Source organism: Epilithonimonas mollis (assembly GCF_900142325.1).
Lineage (GTDB): Bacteria > Bacteroidota > Bacteroidia > Flavobacteriales > Weeksellaceae > Epilithonimonas > Epilithonimonas mollis.
In genome coordinates this window covers 1-22,844 of the sequence record NZ_FRAM01000008.1, presented here as the reverse complement: position 1 = coordinate 22,844, position 22,844 = coordinate 1, and the positions used below count along the sequence as shown (strand labels likewise).

Below are 22,844 nucleotides of genomic sequence, written 5' to 3'. Positions count from 1 at the left end.
GTATCCGATTGGGTAGCGAGATCCGTCATATTTGCCATTCTGATGACCTGTCTGTTTAGTTTCGCTTTTTACAGCAGTCCGGTTGCAGCGATGGGCTTTTACGGTGTACAGCCCACCGATGTACAATATGGCATGGTCGTTATCTATGGTTCTACCGTAGCTTTCCTTGCACTTGACTTTCGGATCGTAAAATATTTTGCGCCCAGGAAATATTTACTGATCGCCCTCACTGTGAACGTCATATGTTCTGTGGTCTGCTTTCATCTCAAAGATTGGACATTGTTTGTGATTTGCCAGTTTTTTCAAGGGATTACCTGTGCATTGATGTCAGGCATCGTCTTACAACTGATCTTCCCAAGATTGCATTCTGTGCGTGCCCGGGTCATTGCATATAGTATCCTTTACAGCAGTATCCAGATCGCAGTGCCATTCTATTCCATCTATACCAGTGTGGTCCTTCATTTCTGTGATTTCAACTGGTTATTCTACGGATTTATTATTATACTCCTCATTCTAACAATTACCGTATTGCTGACCATGAACAGTAAGGCCCGATTTACCAAAAAGATTCCGCTTTATCAGGTGGATTTGACAGGTTATCTGTTTTATGTAAGTTTTATCCTGATATTAGGATACATCCTTGTGTACGGCCGACAATTGGGATGGTTTGGTAGTTCATTAATCACCACTCTTAGTGTAATCAATCTAATTATTCTTTCACTTTTCATCATTAGAGAATTGAAACTTAAACGACCATTGATCAACTTACAGATTTTCAGGACAAAGAATTTCATCATCGGGCTTTTACTACTTTTTACATTTTACATTTTTAAAGGGAGTACAGGACTTGCTTACGGCTATCTTGAAGTAATTTTAGGAAATGACCCAATAAGTACCATTCCTATATGGACTGCGGTAATTTTAGGAACTACCATGAGTATGTTTGTTACTGCAAGATTTGTCCTGATGGGTTACAACTTGATAAGGATGATTATTGTTGGCTTTGGACTCATGGCGATGTATTATGCTTATATGATACTATTTGTTTCTATGCAGGGCGAAACAATTGATTTCATTCTGCCAATGTTTATATATGGTGTGGCGACTGGAGTTTTATTTGTTCCTATTGTTTCATTTACTGCTTCATCAGCACCGCCAGCAATTGCTATCAATGCATCGCTCGTCGCTATATTGGCAAGGTTCACAGGTTTTACCGCCAGCTTAGCAATTAGCAACGAACTTCAATTATTTGCAAAATCAGGCGTTCGGGAAAAGATTCGGGAAGTAGTTACGGAAACTAACCCACAATTACCAGCTACCTTAATGGATATTCAAAATAAGTATATGAATGCAGGGGGCGATATCTATACTTCAAAAGCACTATCCTCAGGATATTTTAATCAAATGCTAAGTCATCAGATATTGGCTCGTGCTATAAGAGATTATTATAGTTGGATGCTAACGGGTGTAATTTTCATTAGTGTTATTTTACTCCTCTTGCCTCAAATTCAACTTGTTGTTTTAAGATTAAGAAAAGGTAATATACCATACTGAAATTAATATATTGAATTTACTTAAAGTTTCTTGAGGATCAATTTTAGATTGAAACCATGAATTAGGATAAGAATACTGGCGAATGAACTGAAGAACATGGAAGAAAATGGCATTCTGCCTCTGTAAAGTCTTTGCCACTGTCCTACCGACCTTAGAACATGATTTAACTTCCAAAGGAAGGAAATTTGAACCTATTATTAATGAAATCCGTCAAATTTTAATGCTATTAGATTTATCAATTTTTGAACTATTCTTTTGCAACTGCCGTTTATTCTATGATTTGATATTTGAATAGCATATTTATAATAAAAAAAGGGGTTTTTCAGCTTTTCGTTTAAATATTTTTTTGTTCAAAATAATTGTTATCAAAAAATGCTTTATCCAAGTCTTAATGAACTGCTTCCGCACCTAATTCCAAACGTCTGTTATAATCATCATTTGCAACAGACCTGACCAATTAACGCAATTGATTTTGCCGTCTTTTCCTGCTTCTTAAAATCACGTTGGAAATTGTTTCCGCAGGATCAAGACTATTGCAGCTGTTCACTGGTTTCTATTTAGAAGCTCGGTTTTGGCTTAAAGCACCCAAAAATATTTTTTTTGCTGTAACGCTGAATTTTAAAGATATCATTAAAACATAGATCATCAGAATAGAGAGGATAAAGAGACCACTCCCACTTCACCCTCCTCGAAAAATCGCCAAAGTTCTACCACGAGACCAGGAATCGTAAGCATCTTCTCAAGATGATTTCAAAATTAGAGACAAAATGAGTTTCCAGATAAAATAATAGTGAGTCAGGCGACGGCAGTTATCAGCTAAACGTCGAGATTAATCACAAAAAAATAGCGCCAACAGTATTCAGTCGGCGCTACATTTTATAATAATTAATTAAAAAAAATAATTATAATTTGAGGAATTCGGATCCTATAATCAATTATTTATCAATAATCAATTTGCTGCTGAAATTGATACCGATACCGTCTCCGGTAAGTATATATATCCCTTTAGGAAGAGCAGAAGTCATCACAGGCTCATCGGCATTGATCAATTGTTCATCTACTTTTTTACCAGACATATCGTAGATAGACACCTTTACTTTTCCGGATATCTGTACACCATTGGTTTTGATGAAAACCTCTTTATTTGCAGGATTAGGGTAGATCGATATTTTCTTATTGACCACAATATCAGAAATTCCCAATGAACATTCTGCAGGCAATGAAAAATCTTCAACCTGGTCAGAAATCGCATTGGGCAAAACCCCTCTTGTGGTACCCGCACTTGCATTGGCTCCAAGACCACGCTTTGCAAATGTTTTCCAGATCATACATTTATTCTCTCCATTATTCAGGTCTGCATCTGCAGCCAGGATTGCATCTCTACCAGTCACAAAATTGGGGTAACAACCTTGTATCTGCATAGCCAGCATGACAAGCTTAACAACCTTTCCACTTCCCGAATCGGGATCGTTTGCAATATCATTTGAAAAACCATATTTAGCTGCAAAATTCCAGTGAAGGTCCCAAAGCATTGTTGCCCAAATAAAACCTATACCGTGAACGTCAACAGCCAATGCGCCTCCACCTGTGTCGATATATTTACCATTTGTATCACCGTAAGTGTAATCATTGACGGTAAAATCAGGCGAATATTTTGCAGGCCTGATACCTGGTCCATCCGAGTTTTGATTTGCGACGAATGATCCGGTCGACCTTGGCTGTTCAGGTGTTGCATCTGGTTTATTGGTTACCATCAATGCAAAGAAATCGGACCATCCCTCTCCCATTTGTTCGTTCGCATACGAAGCGTTGAGACAGCTATAACCATTACCTGTACTTCTGGTTGATATCCCGTGGGTGTACTCATGGGCGATCACACCGTTATCCAGACTGCCGTCTACATCAAAAGTATTATATTTGAAATTGACATTGACCGATGTACCGGCAACAATCTTTGATTTTATCAACTCACCTTCGGTATTATCAACCAAAACGCCAGGTATTGTGACAGTGCCGTCAGTACCGCTCATATTTATAATACTTTGCCCTGCTGAAGGATTATAAATAATAACACCTTTCGCCCCCTTATCCTGTGCTTTTTTAAATTTAACATCGAAATTACAGGTTCCTCTCTGGATAAGGGCAATTTTTCCGGTCAGATCTGTATTAGTAAGGTTGGTACATCCATCAGCTGGTGTTGCTATCGCAACATCACCTGTCAGCGGTGCATTTTGCGGAAATGCAGCACCAAAGTCCACATTGTATCCTGCTGCAGGTCTTCTCCCAACCATATCGCCAGGTGCATTATAACTCAGCAGATAACCATATCGCCATAGATACATTTGCATCCTTGGTGAAAAACCATCCTGCGGAGTAGCAAAATTAGCATTGTTTAGCGATGCGCCATCCCTTGCCTCAGACAATACAGGATCATAATCGGTATAAGGCTCCCCTTTTCCAAAATTGTTGGCCTGAAAATTACGTCCTGCCTCATCAAATCCATATCTGTAGAATATATCATGCATCTTATTGGATGCGTAAAAAAGATTGGTGATAGCTGCGTCAGTGTAAGTTCCAGCAGGTTGCGCTATATCTAAAGGAAAATCAAAGAGTTTCTGAGAGCCGCCATTAGCACTTGCTCCGAATGCGTTAGATCCATTGAGATCTAAGTAGGCATAGGCGTTATTTCCTCTCGTTATATTATATGAATCATCACCGTCATTTTGCCAACCTAATGGTGAAGCGTCATCATACCAAGGGTTCACCTCCAATGTTCGTGTACCAAAATTTGGTGATTCTACGGGAAATGCGTAAACACGGTACGATGCATTGTCAACCTTTGATTTACCAACATTTTCAGCTTTAAAATCTGTAATAGCCTTCTTAGTTTGTAGTTCATCAAGCTGATGCTCAGCAGAAAAAGAATGATCGTGGAACTGGCAGGAAACGGTAAGATTAGTTTTGTTAATCGTTTTTCCGGTGTTTGCATCCACAATTATATCCCAATAATTATTGGTTCCTTTTTCAAAAAAATTAATATTATAGGCTAACTGGAGTTCACCTTCTTCATTCGGAAAGTATACCAATTTGGAAACTACCGTATTCGTATTTCTTCCTTCGAATGTGTAATCACTTGTATCACCATTCAGCTTTCTTGCTGATAATATGCTTGAAAAATTCTTTCTAACATCGAATGTTGGTTGGGATGAGGTTAACCCTTCAGGAGTCGAAATAAAATTATCGGAAAGATACCTCACGGTATTGTTCCTTAAAAGTACTGATGATATTGCACCATAAACAGGCACACCGCGGTACGTCTGCTGTATATTGACTACCGACCCATCCTCTTTTCGCCTCTGAGATTTGTGGATAATTTCAAAGGTTTTTCCGACTGTTTTTTTGTTTTCGGCTAGGTAATTTTCGATAATATTCCGTTCGGTGTTTTGAGCATGGATGTAATTACCAGCAGAGAGTGCGATCGCTGCAACTGTAATTTTTATTGTATTGGATATATTAATTTTCATTGAGATACTTAATTTTTGATAAATTTTTGTGAAGAGACATTCCCCTTTTCATCAGTGACCTTAACAATATAGTTCCCTGAAGAAAGATGGCTTAAATCCAATACCTTCGTATTTCTGAAACCTGACACTAACTGTCCCGCCATATTGTAAATACTTACATCTTTTGAAATAGTTGAAAGGAAAAGATAATTCGAAGTCGGATTAGGATATACGTTTACTTTCGTACTTTGACCGATCTCATTGCTGGACAAGATATTGCTGCAGTCCGTCGAATAAGCCGTTGTAGCATCTTTTTGCCATAGTGTTTGTGATGAACTGTAAGCAACATTATCCACCTGTATACACTTTAGATTTGGGCTTGTATGTGCAAAGAAACCGAGGAAATTATTATTGTTGCCGTTCTTCACATTAATGTATTTCATCTTATCGTTATTTACTGCATTGACATAAATCAGATTGACGTTCTTTGAAGCGTCAACTTCTGAAAGCTGCGAATCACTGGCATAGAAAAACTGCAACATGGTGTGGATCGTCAAATCAATTGAAGTAATTCCTGTGCTGTCCATCACAAATGATCTCAAAAACTTAAGTTTTGAAAGATCAATGGATGTTAGCGGATTGCCTTGAATCATCAACGTATCCAGCAGTGTATTGTTGGAGACATTGAGTTGCTGGATCGCATTGACACCGATATGAAGATACGTCAGCCTGGTATTTTTACTGATGTCTAGTGTAGTGAGAAGATTGGCACCCAAATTCAATTCAGCCAACCTAGGATTTTTGGTTAAATCGATGCTGGTCAATTTATTGGAAGCCAAGAAAAGGTTTGTCAGCATCGGACACTGCGTAACATCAATGGCTTCAATACTGTTTAACATCAAGCTGGCATACTGCAGATTCGGATGTTGACCGAAGGTAACCTGGGTCAAGAAATTATTGTTCCTTATATCCATTGCAGCCAACTTGGTATTGGATCTCAGATCAAGACTTGTAATTTTTGAACCATCAATAAACAACTGTGTAATAAGCTTATTATTAGTAACATTGAGGGTCGCTACAGGAGATTTATTAAATGTCAGAGAGGTGATATTCTTAAAATATTCCAGACCGCTAACATTACTGATTTTTTGAGTGATCGTCAAACCACCTGTATAGGCCTCTGCTTCGCTGACTTGTATCTCACCATCTTTATTAGAATCCACAGTTGTGTAAAGTAAAAGATACTCCAGAAAGTTTTCGTCGGGAAAATTGATGGATTGCGCACTTAATTTTGAAACGCTTCCCGTGATTAAAATTAAAAATATAAATATTGATCTTTTCATTATTTTACGATTATTTTATTTGTATTAACAGAGCCGTTCGCTGCTTTTGTAACCAGTATATAATTACCTTTAGGAACATTGAGTTGCACTGAACTATTTTCGATTTTTTCCTGCTTTTTTACAACGGTGCCAGTCACATCGTAAAGATCATAGGTCGCTTTTTCAAGACCCCGGAAAAATAATTTTCCGCTTGTAGGATTAGGATAGATACTAATTGTCTTTTTGTTTGGGTTTACAACATTGAGATTTGGCGCTGGAATCTCGATCTTGTATAATTCCTGCCCCTGACTTACGCTAAGTTTTGCCGACAGATAAAGATTTCCGCCATACTCTTCCATTTTGCCCAATACAAAATTGGTATATCCAGGTTTAAGTTCCAGTGTCATCTTAGTTCCGGCAGCTGTTCCATCACTTTCCCATAATCTTGCTTCGCCCGATCCATCACTTGCCAAGAAGTAAACTTTGTCATTCAACACTGTCAGATTATTAGGATTGGATGCTGCTGATCCAGGATTAATATCTTTCAGCATCATAGTACCTTCCTCTGTGCCGTCTGTTGTCCACAATTCATTTCCATTGGTCCCGTTATTGGCAGCAAAAAAGACCTTGTTCCCGACCTGTTTAAAATTTCCCGGGAACGAACTCGCAGTTCCGGCATTGATGTTCTTGACCTGAACTGTTCCATCTGCCGTTCCGTCCGTCTTCCAAAGTTCAAATCCCGAAGTAGTGGAGCCTGCCGTAAAAAACAAAGTGTTGAACGCACTGCTGTAGAAGAAGTTCTGAGGATTTGACGTAGTATTGGTGTTGATGACCTTTAGCAGTGATACCGTAGTTCCATCATAGGCATAGAGCTGCAAGTTGTTGGTGGACGAAGAGGCAGACCCACCTGTAATGATCTTTCCATTAACAGCTCCCATTTGACCATTGACCACAACAGGCGTATCGATTTCTGTAATCGTTCCTTGGTAATAGTAAGCTAGTTTACCGCTCTGTCTAAAAAATATCTTGCCTTCTGCAACCATAAAGTTGGAAGCTGTGGTCATACCCGGAACCTTCAAAGTCACACCCGCATTAGTATCATACGAATAGAGTCCTTTAGTACCAGATAAGGTAACAAAATACAATTGATTATCATAATTCATAAGTGAATTAGGTATAGAACTGGCAGTTCCAGGATTGAGATCAGCCACTAAATCAGTCCCTTCTGAAGTTCCATCTGTCGCCCACAATTCGGAGCCAACGGAGCCGTTGTTGGCACTAAAATATAGCTTGCCATCATATTTCAAAAATTCAGCAGGCGTAGAAGGATTTGCACCCGGATTTATATCTTTAAGCAGGGCGATGCTCTGTGCACTGAGAAGATTAGCCAAAAGAAGAGGTAATAATATATTTTTCATTGTTTTAAATTTAGTTATTGAATGATCACTTTTTCTGAAGTGTTTACTTTTTTATCTTCAGAAGTAATATTGAGGATGTAAGTTCCCGGTAAGATCTGTGCTACTATCTTATTGTTATCGAAGTTGCCGCTCTTTATCACCTTCCCAGATGTATCGTAAAGTCGATATATCCCTGATTTTAATTCTTTGATATTGATGTCGCCTTTTGTAGGATTAGGATAGATATTAAGTTTTGTAGTGTGGCTAGAGGCAACAGAAAGTGTCTCCGCTGCGAGATTGACTTTATAGAGTTCAATACCAAATTGGTCAGTGGAACTGATCCTGCCGACAATATAAAGATCATTATTGAAAACAAATAGATTAGATGCCACCGCAACTGCTGTAACAAGCTTAGTTCCATTTTCTGTACCATCACTTTCCCATAATTCTCTTGCTCCGCCAGTATTATTTATAAGAAAATAAAACTTATTGCCAAAAACCGTTAATTTCTCAGGAAAAGAACTTGAAGAACCCGCATACAGATCTTTTACAATGTGGGTTCCCTGCTCCGTACCATCTGTCACATAAAGTTCAGTACCTGTAGTAGATCCATCGGATGCTGCGAAATACACTTTGCCGTTAAACTCCATAAAATTATTAGGTGTGGAACCTGCCGAGGCACTGAATGTATTGATATCTTTAACCTGTACCGTCCCGGCCTCTGTACCGTCCGTCATCCATAGTTCCTGGCCGCTTCCGCCATTGGTACTAAAAAAGGTCTTTCCAAGCGACGAACTGTAGTAAAAATTTTGCGGATAAGCAGTAGCAGCTGTATTGATATTTTTCAACAGATCAAACGATGTCCCATTATAGTTAAATAACTGATACCAAGTAGGATTGGCTGCTGTTTTATATTGTGCGTTGGCAATCAGCTGTCCTGCAACGGTCCCAATCATCATAACCGTCGTATTATCATCTGCGATCACAGGCTGAGCGGTTTCGTCCAGATAGAACATTCTCTGTGTATTTGGTGTCACTGCAGTATTATTAGCTTTAAAGTATAGCTTATTCCCTGCATTAGTAAAGTAAGAACCAAACTTCGCTACGGAAGACACCGTTTGCAAGCCGTCTGTTGGACTGTATGAGAGGAGCAATCCGGAAGTATTGGTACCATTGATATTAAGAGCACCTGTGAAATAAATTTTGTTGTTGAAAGTAAATAAATTTGTCGGAGAAGAGGAACTTGTACCAGGATAAATATCCAAGACCAGTTTAGTACCTTCATCAGTTCCGTCACTTTCCCAAAGTTCGGTTCCGATAGATGATCCAGTGGGACTGTATGTTGCACCAAAATATAACTTTCCGTTCAGAACAGCAAAGTTTGACGGAGCTCCGTTTGATGTTCCCGGGTTGATATCCTTTACAAGAGTAAAAGTTGTTTGAGCGGATAATAGTCCGCCTAAAAAAATTGCTAAAAAGTTGATTTTTCTCATATCAATAAAAATTTCTTAAAAAAAATGGATTTCAGTAAGGTGATTAAGAAAAATTATCTATCAATTAAATTGGTTCACAGATATTTTATCTAATCATTTACAGTTCCTAAATTATAATTGTCATTGATATAAACATAGAAAAACACTGTCACATTTAAGAAAAATACTTAAATATGATAGTAGAAATTTAGATACAAAGAATTTCAAATGAACCACTTACATTTTAGAGATGATTAATATCATCCAACAGTCTTTTTTATTGAAAAACGGTAGAAAAACAAAGATGAAATCGTAAAAATGATGATCATTAGTACAATTACAACAAGATTCCACATTATATTATTATTAGTTTTTTGGATAAAATTTGCAGTATTGTTAATTACAAGTCTTTCAATCATTTCATCCCTTGATTTATAAATATTCAATAATGTCTGGTTATATTTATCAAAATAATAAAGGTAAGATTGGTAGTTTTTGTGCAGGTAACTGTATTCGGCCATTGATCGATAATATAGGGAGGTAAGTTCCAGATCATATTGGATGAAGTCGTTGACGTTAATGGTTTTCAATAATTGTCCGGCCTTATCCAACTCTCCTCTTTTCAAATAAATACTAATAAGACCTACAGATGCGAAGTATCTGTTATAACCCAATCCGTTGTTCTTACTTTCAAGAACTTCGGTATACAGCTGTTCTGCCTCCTGGATTTTTCCAATAGATTCCAGGCAATGCGCTTTCTGGATATCGATCAGCAACCGGTTGGTAAGTGTAACCTCTTCATCAGGCAAAGCATTATAAACTGCCAATGCTTTATCAAAGTATTTTATCGCAAACTCGCAGTTGAGCTCACTTTTGAAGACAATACCTTTTACATTATAGACATTACCTTGGATAAAAAGCAAATCTTTGGGTAATGGAGCTGAATTAATAAGATTTTCTGCTTCGTCAAGATTTTTCTTGGCATCAGCATTCATATTGATCTGCTGATACTGGTTTCCAAGCATTGAAAGAAAGCGGATCTGGTTGACAGTATCCTTATTTTCTTTTGCCATCACAATGCCCTTACTGCAATTTACAATAACCTGACCGATGTCTCCCAACACCATCTGCGCATTCACCAGTTTGGAGAGCGCCGTAATCCTGGTCGGATAGTCTTTAGCTTCCTGTAACATTCTGGTAGAGATGCGTGCAGATTTTTCCGGATTGGTGAAGATCAGATTTGTGGCTTCATCCAGCTGTTTATCGCTCTCTTTTTGCTGTCCAAATACAATGAAGGCGAGAAGGGTCATTATGATGTTCAGTAGTGCTCTCATTCATTCAGTTTTTGTAGAAATTCTGTTGGGGAAAGACCCATTCTGTTCTTGAAGATCGTAGTAAATAAACTGTGTGACGAAAATCCGCATTCATCGGCAAGATAGCTGACCTTGTACTTCCTGTATTCCGGATCCTGCCGGATTTTATGAACAATATAATCAATCCTAAGATTATTGATATACGTGTTGAAATTGGAATTTTTATGCTTGTTTATAACCTCGGACAGATATTTCGGATTGGTGTCAAACTGCTGCGCCAAAGTTTTCATAGAAACCGTCTTCTGGATAAATTTTTGGCTTTTTTCAAATGCATCCAGCTTGTCCAGGATGCGTTTTTCCGTTTTATCCGGAATAACATAATTCTTAATTTCTGTACTGGAAATTACTTCTTTTGCAGGGCTAGATCTGTATTTAAACGAATAGATCAATATCATTACAATAATGAAGATTATGATAACAGCGATATAAATAAAACGGAAGGTCTGTCGTTGAAGCATTAATTTCTCCTCATTTATCTTATTGATATGATTAACAAGAAGTGCTTTGGCTACAGTCTTCTTCGAATCGACCTTTTGAATGATCCTAAAATATGCATCATTGGCCTTTCCCAGCATTAGGTAATCATTAATTCCGGCAGAAGCTCTTGCGAGGTTTTTGTAATAATCCGCTTTCAGTTCGTTATTTGAAATCGAAGAAGCCGAAATCTCAAGATCTTTAAGATAATCAAATGCTGCCCTTGCGTTATTTTTTTTTAATTCTACTTTAGACAAACCATTGAAAACCAAAACATCATAATAAACTCCTGGCTTAGTTGTGTTCAGAAGATTGTGTGCTGAATTTATTTGAGAAAAAGATTGAACTTCATTATCCCTCAGCAACTCCGAAAGCCATATTTTACTCTGGATCAAAGCTTTGCTGTCGCCTGTGTTTTCATAACCTTTGATGGCGGATCTCAAAATATTTATACTCTCTGACGGCACAAAAATTGAAAAGCTTCCTTTATCAATCGCGAGATCTGTTAGAAAATTTTGTTTTTCAAAGTCATAATTATTCAGGTTTCTACGGATCTCTTTCAACTCGCTGGTCAAACCCAGGGACTGACACAATTCTGAATATAAGTACTGATATTGAAAGAACAGTTCAGATTTTTTATTATTCGTTGCCCGATTTTTTAATGAAAGTAATCTGGTCAACGCCTCCTCATAATCGCCTGTTATTAAAAGAGATTTGATGCGAAGAATCTGAGCATCTGTAGGAGAAATTTTAGAATAATACTTCAGAAGTGGCTCAAGCTGCTGATTGTCATACTGCATTTTGTCAAGAATCTCTTCCCTCAGGATTCCGACATCACCTTTTGTCTGAGGATAAAAAAAAGTAAAAAAAAGTATGAACAGAAATGATAAAATGCAATCTGCGCTGAATAAATTCCGTATTTTATTATTTCTTTCCGTCATAATGATTCACAAAAATAAGCAATTTATTCAACAAAGTTTTTTCAAAAAATGGAATCGGAAAAGCACCCGGATAATATTTGCAACTATCACCTCAATTAAGAAAGTCCCATCCTGAATATTTAGAATCGCTGCTAAAGTAACCAGAATTACTATTTCATATCTACTATCTTATACTGTTAATTACAATACCTGATTTCCAGTATTAATAATCCGATAAGTAAATTTCCGATAATCTTTGTAAAGATCTTAACCCTACAAATAAAAAAAAACGAAAAAAGTCTTCTCTGGATATAATATGAATTCGTTTAATTACAATCACTTTCAAAATACTGCAATCATGTGTTTAGATGCTATTTTTGTTGATCAGCAAGCAATTATTTTACAATATTTCGCTGTGCTTCAAACTGAACGGTTGATGTTGTTTTTTTTTATTTTTCCATCAATGTAAGGATCGAGGTCAAATTACAACATGGAAAACATCTTTATGATTACTTTTTTGCTGGCTTTCGGCCAATGCGCTTTCTAAAAAAGTCAAAATAGACATAGAAAACTGATATTGTGATTATAGAACACCACGTTATAGTGCTGGTATGCTTAGACCGTAGAAAGTAGATAATGTGATCTATATCTCAGGTGTCGTCGTTTATCATATAACTTTCCAAGGCATAACTTCCGTTTATGATAATCTGAAAAAAGTGTTGTAAAAATAAGGTACATCCTTTAATAACGTGCTAACCGTTAATACTACAGACATCGAAACGATAAAAAGTTAAATGATGTCTGAAAGAAATTCTACTAATAACGATTTCCCACTGCCACCTGGACTCAGTCAGAGGATATATATGCAGGATTGCAAACTCGAAGTTGAATTGACAGCCCATTCTCCTAGATAATATATAAAAAATATCGGATCAGGGCTATGATTTATAACGAGGTTCAGTAACTATTCATCTCTTCTTGCATAACTGAAAAATCAATATTAAGAAACCAATTTTACCTATTCATATGGTAGTTTTTCTTCAGCTAAAATACTTTTGCCAATATAAATATCCGATCCGCAGGTTAATATAATTGCAACAAGAATTACACTGTTGTTTATTTGACCTTCCGAGCCTCTTGAATCAAACAGTATATTATCTTGTTTTTATAGCTTCAAGATTAGCTACAAGAGCTGCTGTTTTTCATTGACGCCTTACTGCGTATTCTTTATGCAGTAAGGCAATTTTCTTGTCGTAATCCTCCAATTCTGGGGATATCTGCTTATGCTGTTCCCGGAAGCTTTTCTCAAGATCTTCTAGCTGTTTTGCCAGGCTCACTTGAAGATTTTCAAACTCTTTATTTTGTAATTTCAGTTGATCCGCAAATGCTTTGGGCTGAGATTTCAATCTGTTACCTATAGATTTTCTGAGCCTATAAAAATTCTTATTTTTCTTCTCCAGCTGATTATCTAAAGTTTCCACCTGTTCGAAAAATTGTTTTTTCACATCCTTTTTGACTTCATCAATAAGCAATTTCCTTGAAGTCCTGCGCTAAAGAGATAATTCTTCGTCAATATTGTAAAACAGTCATCTAAACGATTCATAACCAACTCATTAACAATATAGCAATTAGCTTTTACAATCAAAGCTTTGATGTCGATAAAGGTTTCCGATAAGCTAATATCATTGAAGTCACATAATTGGGCAGTTTAATTTTCCTCTTACCATTTAAGAGAAGGCCCGTTAGCCTTGATTTTTAATTGGAAAACAGCTGACTATGGTCTCAGTTTTGCAAACTTTCATTAAAGGTTTATATAGAGGGTCAATTTTTATTATCAAAAAATTAATACTATGAAAATATTTCTGACAGGTGCAACGGGCTACATTGCTAAACGTCTGCTGATTCAACTGCTTGCTTCCGGGCATCAGGTCATTTGTTCGGTAAGAGACCAGAAACGCTTTGATATCTCAGCTTACAATGCGTTCAGAGATAAGATAAGCATCATAGAAAACGATTTTAATGATACGGCTACTTTGGATACGATACCTGGAGATATTGACATCGCCTATTACCTCATTCACTCCATGTCCTCTAATGCGGATTTTAGCAAAGCTGAAAAAATAAGTGCCCGTAATTTTGCAGATTCCATAGAAAAAACCAAATGTAAGCAAGTGGTTTACCTGACAGGTATTGTGAATGAGAAGGAGCTTTCTAAGCATCTTCAGTCCAGAAAGGATGTAGAGGAGCAACTTAAATCAAAGCATTATGGACTTACAGTCTTGCGCGCAGGGATCATCATTGGTTCTGGCTCAGCCTCTTTTGAGATAATACGTGATCTTGTGGAAAAACTACCTTTTATGTTAGCACCCAAATGGTTAAAGACCTTATGCCAGCCCATTGCCATCAGGAACGTAATCGAGTTTCTTATAAAGGTTATCGGAAATGAATCAACGTATAACAGGCATTATGATATTGCCGGTCCTGATATTCTATCTTACAAGCAGATGCTAATGATCTATGCTGAGGAAAGAGGATTGAAAAGGACTATTGTTTCGGTACCGGTTCTTAGTCCTAAAATATCTTCCTACTGGCTCTATTTCATTACCTCAACATCCTATGTTCTTGCGAAGAATCTGGTGGACAGTATGAAAGTCAAGGTGGTTGCTGAGAATAATGACCTGGCAAACCTTCTAGACATCCAGCTTCTCTCCTATCGTAAGAGCCTTCATCTAAGCTTTGATAAGATAGAACAAAATGATGTACTTTCTACCTGGTATGATTCATTTGGTAGCTACCGCTATTCGAAGGATGTATGGAATTTTCTTGAAGTTCCGAAGATGGGCGTTTTTAAAGACCGTAAGTGTCAAAGGATAAAGGATGAGAAGAAAACACTGGATCGTATTTTTGGTATCGGCGGAAAAAATGGATGGTATCATGCCAATCTCCTCTGGAGCCTGAGAGGAAGCATTGACAAACTTTTCGGCGGTGTAGGCTTGAAAAGAGGGAGAAAAAACAATATTAGCTTAGGGCCTGGTGACCCTGTTGATTTCTGGAGGGTTCTGTACGCAAGCAGGGAAGAAAAAAAGCTTCTTTTATTTGCTGAGATGAAACTTCCTGGAGAAGCCTGGCTGGAATTTAAAATTGCTAACGATATGCTGACACAAGAAGCAACGTTTAGACCCCTTGGATTATGGGGAAGGCTTTACTGGTATGCTGTAATGCCGTTTCATGGCTACATTTTTAAAGGCATGATTAAAAAATTAGCAGATGACAAATAAAATTTTTGCATCCTTTATGGTAATACTTTTACCAATTTCTCTATATCAACTCTTATAATTTTAGAATCTGAATTCTTTGCCGGAATAGTAATGTCTATATTATTATCTGTAATCCTATGGTTTCTACTGCATTCCCTAACTGTTGATCAGTTTTATCATTTTTTCTAAGGATAAAAATAAAAAAAACAGAATACGCTAAATATTAGCTCTCGTATGAATGGAAGTCCCACTATGGTGCAATACAAGATTTGTTTAGTAAAATACATATAACGTACAATTATTTTCCATTATATGATCAGCAGATAGGTTACAGAATAATGACAATCAGCATTATACTTATGAGCCAGACGAAAAACTTGAGCTTTTTGTTGGCATGATTGATCTGAAGCGTATATGTTTCTTATGTAATAATCTAAAAACTTTAACCCTTTTGGATTAAATATATGCTTTTCTGTTGATACCTGTTCTCTAACGTATTTGGAAACAGAGAGCCATTTAAATATTCCCTCACAGACCATTACGCTAAAGCTAGATGCCATTCTCAAATATCTCGGAACAACTTTATAAGTTACATCTTTAAGTATAATTTTCAGCTGCCTTAGCTATATGCAAGCCTTTTTTATAACGCTTTAAAAATTGATCGAAACCTCCCTTATCCATTTTATCGGGATGAACTATCTCATCTTTCTTTTCATTAAATACCTTATTAGATAAGTAAGTTGCTAGCGTCTCGTTCTCGTTCTTATTTTTGAGGTATGAAGCAAGAATGGCCATTCCCCAGGCCCCGCCTTCGGATGCAGTGGACATAAGTGAAACAGGTACATTTAGTGCAGCTGCACAAATTTTCTGTCCTACTCCGGGTGTTTTAAACAGCCCTCCGTGGGCCGATATTTTTCCAAAAGATAACTTCTCATCGTTTGTTAATATTTCCATTCCTATCCTTAGCACAGCGAATGCAGAATAAAGATGTGTGCGCATAAGGTTTGCTAAATTGAAACGGCTTTCAGCAGTTCGAACAAACAGTGGACGTCCTTTTGATATTCCCGTAATGTTTTCAGCGGAATAATAACCATAGCTCAGTAATCCTCCGCAATCATGATCGCCTGTCATTGCCTTATTAAATAGTATATTGAATAACTGATTTCTATCCGCTTTTAATCCCATCGCTTCATGGAATTCACCAAAAATATTGATCCATGCATTGATATCGGTTGAACAGTTGTTAGCAAGAATAATTCCGACGGGATTACCTTCGGGTGTGGTCATAATATCAATCTCGGAATAAATTTTAGACAATTTTTTCTCTAGAACAAATTGTGCAAAAATGGAAGTACCGACAGATATATTTCCGGTACGCTTTTCAATACTGTTTGTTGCAACAATTCCAGTTCCGCCATCTCCTTCTGGTGGACACATAGGAACACCTGGATTTAGCAAACCAGAAGGGTCTAACAATCTAGCACCTTTTTCATGAAGATTTCCTGCAGGTTCACCGGCTGTGAGGACCTTAGGTAAGACATCAGTAATTGTCCATGGATATTTCTTTTCAGTAATTAAAGTATTGAATTTATTTATTAAGAGTTCATCAAACTGTTTTTTAGTTTCATCGATAGGAAACATGCCAGAAGCATCACCGATTCCTAAAATCTTTTTTCCTGTTAAAAGCCAGTGTATATATCCAGATAAAGTTGTTACATAGCTTATGTTTTTGACGTGCGGTTCATTGTTTAAGATAGCTTGGTATAAATGGGATATACTCCAGCGTTGGGGAATTTTGAATTCAAAAGCATTAGTAAGATCTGACGATGCCTGGGCGGTAGTAGCATTTCGCCAGGTTCGGAATGGTACAAGTAACTCGCCTGAGTGGTCAAGCACAATATAGCCTTGCATCATGGCAGAGCAACCGATAGAACCTATATTCTGCAGTGGCGCATTGTATTTATCTTGTATTTCTTTTGCAAGTTGCCTGTAAGCTTCCTGAAGCCCGTTAACTATTTCTTTTGGGCAATAGGTCCAAAAACCATCGACCAATTTATTTTCCCAATCATAGATACCTGAACCGATGATTTCAAAATTTTGATCTATTAATACAGCTTTAATTCGTGTAGAACCAAGTTCGATACCAAGGGAAGTTTTGCCGTTAAGTATACAGTCTCTGCCAATTGTAGTACTCATTATAATAACATTTTTTGACTTTTTGGACGAGTTTAATCAGATCAATTTAAACATTTCAAATCTCATATCATTATAAATCGGAAATGAATACATTGTCATTACCTAATTTTAATTTCATCAAATGTAAATATAGTGGTAATTTTCATCATTCGCAGATAAAAATGACAAAAACCCGTTGCGTTTGTATGTTCCAACTGAATTTATTGGAAGTTTCTTATATGATATATTTAAAATGCCTTTAACTCAATACTGAATTTTCAAAATCATAGTTAGTATTATCAAACGAAAATATTAGCTTATGTTTTCTCATCTCTTTTATCTCGGTTGTAAATGATTTGAGATTTAATTGTCTATATATACCAATTTTTTCGAAGTGAGGATTGTCAGTTACGAGAGTACAAATAGCAGTTCAATAGCTTTAACCTATAATGAATGTCATTTTTATAACTGATAAAGTCATTTGAGCGACATTAAAAAAGTAAAAGAAATTAAGCAGATTGGAAATCCAAACGAGGATATGCTTACCCTGCTCGAAGTTGTGGTAGGCATTAAAAAATGAACTGCGGTATATCAGGGAATAATTCCATCCACTCTTAAAAGGAGAAATCTACCTGTCAGGTGAACAGGTTTGCGAGATGCTACACATCAGCAAACGAACGTTGCAACACTACAGAGATGATGGACTGATACCTTTTATCAAACTAGAATGGAAAATCCTCTTTCGTGAAAGCGATATTATCAAAGTATTGGAAGATAACTATCAGGTTAGCCGATTAAAGGTAGTTAATGCTTCAATTTTGTCCAAGTTCTTATTCAATTAGTGTAAATTCAAATGACAATTTCAGATTGTTTAATACAATATGCAAATTTATAGATTTGAGACACTCTTATTTTAATTAACTCACTAATTAACAGTAATATAATGCATTTTTGACTTTAACTACCTTATGTATATCAGCAATGATTTAGTTCTGGTTTTATATCACCATTGTTTAGTGTGATTTTATTAATTCACCAAAGTTTGTTGTAGTTAATTCGATCAGAGCTATTTTTTATGCTAAACCCATTTTAATGATTTGTAATTATTGCACAAAACCATAGGAATATATGATGAGCCTGATTTTCCAGTTTGATGATAAATAAGTGGACCAACAGCAATGAATGACCATAAAAAGTCCATTTAAGTACACGCATATTTATTTAAACTCATCATAGTTTAGGGTAATACTTTCACTTATCGGAGCAGCTACACAAGCCAATATCAGTCCTTGTTGCAGATGTGTTTCAGACAATACACAGTTCTTTTTTAAACGTACTTCTCCCTCCTCCAATTGGCACATACAAGTACCGCAGTTACCACAGCAACACGAATAAGGCACATCCATACCAGAATTCAGAAGGGCATCAAGCAATGGTCTTTGTTTATCCCATAAAATATGGTGGGTTGCTCCTTTTACTTTTACGGTTACATTCACTGCATCGAACTAGTCACACCTCACTTCTGCAAGGGTATTAATTTGCTTTTTGGTCATTGAACTTCATATAAAATTATCATTAAAAGTAAAAAGCCCGAAAGCCTTAAGGCTTCCGGGTTTTAAAAACAACCTACTTTAAGTCTTCAATCGAAGCTCCAAAATTGATGTGTAAAACATTTCCATTGGCTAGTACCAATGCCGGCACAGATTGTACACCTGCCGCTTCCGCATCCCTTACTTTGGCTTTATCTTGTCCCAAATGGATTACTTCAACTTCATTTTCAGGAATGAAATTTAAAATGTCTTGTTCTGCGCTTACGCATAAAGGACAACCTGCGTGATAAAAAATTGATTTTTTCATTTTTTATTTTATTTTTAGATATTTAACTTTGATAAACTTCGTTTTCTATGGCGGAAAGGATGCCATCTAGCTCCGCTATTTCATTTCCATTGAGTGGCTGAATAGGACTTTTAAATCTTCCACCACCAACGCCCAGCAGATCCAGTCCTGCTTTAATGGAACGTGGTAAACCTTTTGCTACAATGAATTTCAATAAATCAATCTGCTTATAGAATATGGCTCTTGCTTTAACCAGATCATTTTCCTGTATGGCATCGTAAAGCGAAATATTCAACTCCGGTATAAGGTTGGGAGCAGCCGTACACCACCCTCTTGCACCGGCTGAAAATGCAGCTAACGCCAAAGGATTTGAACCGTTGAAAAAAGCAACTTCATCACCTAATTCATTTCTCAAATAATGCATCCGCTGTATGTCACCTGAACTCTCCTTGATCATCGTTACATTAGGAATTTCCAGTAAACGCTTCAACAATGCAGGTGACATATCCACGCCTCCCGTAGCCGGATTGTTATATGCCATAATAGGAATTGAAATTTTAGAGGCTACTTCGTCATAATGTTTTACAATTTCGTCATCGGTCAGTTTCCAATAACTCATCGGGATGATCATTACGGCTGTTGCGCCCGATTTTTCTGCGAATTTTGCATGGTAAAGGGTTCTCTCAGTCGTAAGATTAGAAACCCCTACCAATGTAGGCACTCTGCCTGCAACCTGTTGCATTGTTGCTTCGGTTATGGCTTCTTTTTCAGTATCATTCAAATAAGGCATGACCCCTGTACTACCCAGCGGTGCAATACCGTGAACACCTGTTTTAACCAAGCGTTCCACTTGTTTTTTGAATAGAGGAATGTCGATATTTTCGTTGCTGTCAAAGGGTGTTACCGGATAAGCAATCACGCCTTTAAATGGTACATTATTCATTTACAATTTTATTAAAAAGGTTAAAAATCCCTGCCCTCTTCTTCACGCAATGCCACCCCAAGATTTTGAAGTTGCGGTGCATTTTCGCAAGCAATATATTTGGCTGGTTCGGTCTCGCTTAAATTCTGATGCTGATGCCAAGCCCATGACGGAATGTAGACAGCATCACCTGTTTCCCACTCTACAATTTCATCTTCTACTTTTGTCCAGCCCTTACCTTCAAGCACATACAGGACTGTTTCATAAGTGTGTCGGTGCAAATGTGTTTTCTGGCCGGGCAGTAAACCACCAATGGTCATACTAACATTTTTACTAGGCAGGTCCACGAAAAATACAGGGTGTTTTCTCTCCTCTGAAAATTGATTGTGTACACCTGCATTCTCAACATTCTTATGAATAACGTGCGAGGCCTTTACATAGGTTGGACGGGCGAAGGTCTGATGAAAATCTTTTGAGCTGAATTGTTTTTGCTCTGCGTGAATGGATTTTTTTACTTCCGTTGCAGTTTCTAATTTTGACATAACTAATTATTATTGATTCTTGCATTATTGCACTACAAAAGTATCGTATCTTTGGACTGTCATAATAACACAGTTTTTATAAAAACAAATAGTCCAGATGTTACGAGATTGGAAATTTGAAATACAGTTAGATGAAAGATCAGATAAAGCTATTTATCTGCAAATTGCCGATAGGCTTATAAAAGATATTCATTCTGGAAGACTAAACCCCGGAGATGCCTTGCCTGGCAGCAGGAATCTGGCACAGCTATTAAAAGTCAATCGGAATACAGTAGTGGAAGCGTTAAATGTACTGTTGATTGAAGGCTGGCTAGTATCAAAGGAAAGACAGGGCACTTTTGTTGCCGGTACATTGCCTGATTTTAAAGAGGTAAATCATAACAAACTGATAATTACGACTTCAATAAGCACAAAAAACAAGCATTATCATTTACAGTTTGATGATGGGCATCCAGATAGTAAGATAGCCCCCATTACGGAACTGGCAAGGGCTTACCGTCAGCTATTCAACCAAAAGGCTAAATGGCAGATGATGGGCTACAGCGATCAATATGGCAATCTTGAGTTTAGGAAGGCGATTGTCCAAATGCTCAACCATCAAAGAGGAATGCAGGTTAACGAACATAATATTTGTATTACAAGAGGGAGTCAAATGGCGATGTATCTCACAGTTCAGTGCCTTCTTACTAAAGGTGATTTTGTAATGGTAGAAAATCCAGGATATAAACCTGCATGGAAAGCATTTGAAAATGCGGGTGCAAAACTGTTGCCCGTCAATGTAGACAAGGAAGGTTTGATTACGGACGATGTTAGAAATTATCTTAAATCAGGTAAAAAGATAAAGGCGATCTATGTTACACCTCATCATCAATACCCAACTACAGCAACATTGAGTTTAAAAAGAAGGCTTGATCTGATACATCTTTCTAATCAATATGGCTTTACAATTATTGAAGACGACTATGATAATGAGTTTCATTACGGCTATCGTCCTCTATTACCTTTATCCAGTTATACAGAATTACAAAACTACGTTTATATCGGTACTATGAGTAAGGTGGTGGCGCCCGCCTTGCGAATCGGATATCTGGTAAGTAATAACCAAACCTTGGTGGAAAACACCGGAAACCTGCGAAAGATCATAGATGTGCAAGGCGATGGTATTATGGAGCAAGCGGTATTTCAACTCATAAAAGACGGTACTATTAAACGGCATATCAAAAAGGCAACTAACCATTACAAATCAAAAAGAGATTTTATGGCAGCATTGTTAAACAAACATATTTCAAACAAAGCCAGCTATACCTTACCGGAAGGTGGTCTGGCCTTTTGGATAGAGCCTATTCAGCCGGTAGATTGGTCAAAAGTTTCTGAGAAATTAGAGAAGATATCAATTAAGATCATTACACCTGATACTTACAGTTTCGATAAAACAGCAAACGGTATTCGTCTAGGTTACGGCTCGCTCTCTAAAATAGAATTAGAAGAAGGGATTATAACACTGGCAAAAGAGGTTTTTGGAAAAAGAACTCTTGATGAAATTTGACAATAAAATACTATCACCTGCCAATTTTTATCTGTTTTTTTTTTTCAGTCATTTCTTAAATATAGAGTTTGCTCTATAGTAAATTATTTCTGGTAGGTATCTTTTAGTTTATACACTGATAAAGGTTTTCGAGAGAATACGAAACCGGATATTCGATTTTTTTTTTATTCTTAAGTTATAAATATTTTGAAGATCTTATGATTTTGACCGAAAGATCAATTTACTAAGCAGAAACCATCATTACTATGGTATTTATTTATAAATCTTATAACTAGTAGTTACACACATAATTAAAGTAAAGAAAATTGTTTCTCTTTTACTTTCTTAATATTTAGTTACGAAGAATCCTCCTTAAAAATGATCGAAGCAGATACATAGATTATCTTTTTCGTAATATCTTTACCGACGAATATGCAGTTTACACAATGTCAATAATCAAGATTTAACGATGCATAGTCATAAAGATTGATTATTTTTCAATACTTTTGCTTAACGCTTTAGGGGTATTCTGAAAAGAATTGAGAGAGTCCCTTTGAACCTGATACGGCTTA

At 36.9% G+C, this 22,844-nt stretch carries 16 protein-coding genes; 4 read left to right on the top strand and 12 right to left on the bottom strand.

Annotated features, from left to right (window positions below):
- Positions 1-1,554 (top strand): MFS transporter (locus tag BUA97_RS16770; RefSeq protein ID WP_073000627.1); only part of this gene is annotated, 1,554 nt, incomplete at its 5' end.
- Positions 1,555-2,489: 935 nt separating this feature from the next.
- Here the strand turns inward: BUA97_RS16770 and BUA97_RS16765 are convergent.
- From BUA97_RS16765 to BUA97_RS16735, 7 genes are all read right to left on the bottom strand, one after another.
- A complete protein-coding gene (locus BUA97_RS16765; RefSeq protein WP_073000624.1) occupies positions 2,490-5,078 on the bottom strand; it encodes a T9SS-dependent M36 family metallopeptidase in 2,589 nt (862 codons plus the stop codon).
- 8 nt (positions 5,079-5,086) lie between these two features.
- Entirely contained in the window at positions 5,087-6,400 is a 1,314-nt protein-coding gene (locus tag BUA97_RS16760; protein WP_073000620.1) for a leucine-rich repeat domain-containing protein, read from the bottom strand.
- Entirely contained in the window at positions 6,400-7,797 is a 1,398-nt protein-coding gene (locus BUA97_RS16755; protein ID WP_073000617.1) for an ELWxxDGT repeat protein, read from the bottom strand. Before BUA97_RS16755 ends, BUA97_RS16760 begins: the two co-directional genes overlap by 1 nt.
- 14 nt (positions 7,798-7,811) lie before the next feature.
- Positions 7,812-9,269: a T9SS type A sorting domain-containing protein gene (locus tag BUA97_RS16750; RefSeq protein ID WP_073000614.1), complete on the bottom strand. Its 1,458-nt coding sequence runs from the start codon at positions 9,267-9,269 to the stop codon at positions 7,812-7,814.
- Positions 9,270-9,508: 239 nt separating this feature from the next.
- Positions 9,509-10,582: a tetratricopeptide repeat protein gene (locus tag BUA97_RS16745; RefSeq protein ID WP_073000611.1), complete on the bottom strand. Its 1,074-nt coding sequence runs from the start codon at positions 10,580-10,582 to the stop codon at positions 9,509-9,511.
- The gene (locus tag BUA97_RS16740; protein WP_073000608.1) at positions 10,579-12,036 is read right to left on the bottom strand and encodes a helix-turn-helix domain-containing protein; all 1,458 of its coding nucleotides are present in this window, start codon (positions 12,034-12,036) and stop codon (positions 10,579-10,581) included. The genes BUA97_RS16745 and BUA97_RS16740 overlap by 4 nt, the downstream gene beginning before the upstream one ends.
- Positions 12,037-13,217: 1,181 nt before the next feature.
- Positions 13,218-13,520: a hypothetical protein gene (locus BUA97_RS16735; protein ID WP_139258387.1), complete on the bottom strand. Its 303-nt coding sequence runs from the start codon at positions 13,518-13,520 to the stop codon at positions 13,218-13,220.
- 345 nt (positions 13,521-13,865) lie between these two features.
- On the opposite strand from BUA97_RS16735, the gene BUA97_RS16730 reads away from it, so the two are divergent.
- Positions 13,866-15,293 (top strand): SDR family oxidoreductase, encoded by a 1,428-nt coding sequence (locus tag BUA97_RS16730; protein ID WP_073000602.1) that lies wholly within the window; start codon positions 13,866-13,868, stop codon positions 15,291-15,293.
- Positions 15,294-15,869: 576 nt separating this feature from the next.
- Here BUA97_RS16730 and BUA97_RS16720 read toward each other — a convergent pair.
- Entirely contained in the window at positions 15,870-17,468 is a 1,599-nt protein-coding gene (locus BUA97_RS16720) for a xylulokinase (RefSeq protein ID WP_073000596.1), read from the bottom strand.
- Positions 17,469-18,103: 635 nt separating this feature from the next.
- Between BUA97_RS16720 and BUA97_RS17515 the strand changes: the two genes are divergently transcribed.
- A complete protein-coding gene (locus BUA97_RS17515; protein WP_245795967.1) occupies positions 18,104-18,289 on the top strand; it encodes a helix-turn-helix domain-containing protein in 186 nt (61 codons plus the stop codon).
- Positions 18,290-18,664: 375 nt separating this feature from the next.
- On the opposite strand, the gene BUA97_RS17505 is transcribed toward BUA97_RS17515, so the two are convergent.
- The 4 genes from BUA97_RS17505 to BUA97_RS16695 all read right to left on the bottom strand — a co-directional run bounded on the left by BUA97_RS17505 (position 18,665) and on the right by BUA97_RS16695 (position 20,747).
- Complete coding sequence (locus BUA97_RS17505; protein ID WP_073000593.1) at positions 18,665-18,943, bottom strand: 2Fe-2S iron-sulfur cluster-binding protein; 279 nt, start codon at positions 18,941-18,943, stop codon at positions 18,665-18,667.
- 130 nt (positions 18,944-19,073) lie between these two features.
- Entirely contained in the window at positions 19,074-19,304 is a 231-nt protein-coding gene (locus tag BUA97_RS16705) for a thioredoxin family protein (RefSeq protein ID WP_073000590.1), read from the bottom strand.
- 22 nt (positions 19,305-19,326) lie between these two features.
- Positions 19,327-20,226 (bottom strand): dihydrodipicolinate synthase family protein, encoded by a 900-nt coding sequence (locus tag BUA97_RS16700; RefSeq protein WP_073000587.1) that lies wholly within the window; start codon positions 20,224-20,226, stop codon positions 19,327-19,329.
- 20 nt (positions 20,227-20,246) lie between these two features.
- A complete protein-coding gene (locus BUA97_RS16695) occupies positions 20,247-20,747 on the bottom strand; it encodes a cupin domain-containing protein (RefSeq protein WP_073000584.1) in 501 nt (166 codons plus the stop codon).
- Between the two features lie 97 nt (positions 20,748-20,844).
- On the opposite strand from BUA97_RS16695, the gene pdxR reads away from it, so the two are divergent.
- Positions 20,845-22,293 (top strand): MocR-like pyridoxine biosynthesis transcription factor PdxR, encoded by a 1,449-nt coding sequence (gene pdxR / locus BUA97_RS16690; protein ID WP_073000581.1) that lies wholly within the window; start codon positions 20,845-20,847, stop codon positions 22,291-22,293.
- Positions 22,294-22,844 lie beyond the last annotated feature (551 nt).

What these genes read in the sequence shown, in the direction of transcription:
- pdxR (WP_073000581.1), top strand. Translation starts at nt 20,845, where the DNA reads ATGTTACGAGATTGGAAATTTGAAATACAGTTAGATGAAAGATCAGAT.
- BUA97_RS17515 (WP_245795967.1), top strand. Translation starts at nt 18,104, where the DNA reads ATGCTACACATCAGCAAACGAACGTTGCAACACTACAGAGATGATGGA.
- BUA97_RS16745 (WP_073000611.1), bottom strand. Translation starts at nt 10,582, where the DNA reads ATGAGAGCACTACTGAACATCATAATGACCCTTCTCGCCTTCATTGTA.
- BUA97_RS16755 (WP_073000617.1), bottom strand. Translation starts at nt 7,797, where the DNA reads ATGAAAAATATATTATTACCTCTTCTTTTGGCTAATCTTCTCAGTGCA.
- BUA97_RS16700 (WP_073000587.1), bottom strand. Translation starts at nt 20,226, where the DNA reads ATGAATAATGTACCATTTAAAGGCGTGATTGCTTATCCGGTAACACCC.
- BUA97_RS16750 (WP_073000614.1), bottom strand. Translation starts at nt 9,269, where the DNA reads ATGAGAAAAATCAACTTTTTAGCAATTTTTTTAGGCGGACTATTATCC.
- BUA97_RS16730 (WP_073000602.1), top strand. Translation starts at nt 13,866, where the DNA reads ATGAAAATATTTCTGACAGGTGCAACGGGCTACATTGCTAAACGTCTG.
- BUA97_RS16695 (WP_073000584.1), bottom strand. Translation starts at nt 20,747, where the DNA reads ATGTCAAAATTAGAAACTGCAACGGAAGTAAAAAAATCCATTCACGCA.
- BUA97_RS16705 (WP_073000590.1), bottom strand. Translation starts at nt 19,304, where the DNA reads ATGAAAAAATCAATTTTTTATCACGCAGGTTGTCCTTTATGCGTAAGC.
- BUA97_RS16760 (WP_073000620.1), bottom strand. Translation starts at nt 6,400, where the DNA reads ATGAAAAGATCAATATTTATATTTTTAATTTTAATCACGGGAAGCGTT.
- BUA97_RS16765 (WP_073000624.1), bottom strand. Translation starts at nt 5,078, where the DNA reads ATGAAAATTAATATATCCAATACAATAAAAATTACAGTTGCAGCGATC.
- BUA97_RS16740 (WP_073000608.1), bottom strand. Translation starts at nt 12,036, where the DNA reads ATGACGGAAAGAAATAATAAAATACGGAATTTATTCAGCGCAGATTGC.
- BUA97_RS16720 (WP_073000596.1), bottom strand. Translation starts at nt 17,468, where the DNA reads ATGAGTACTACAATTGGCAGAGACTGTATACTTAACGGCAAAACTTCC.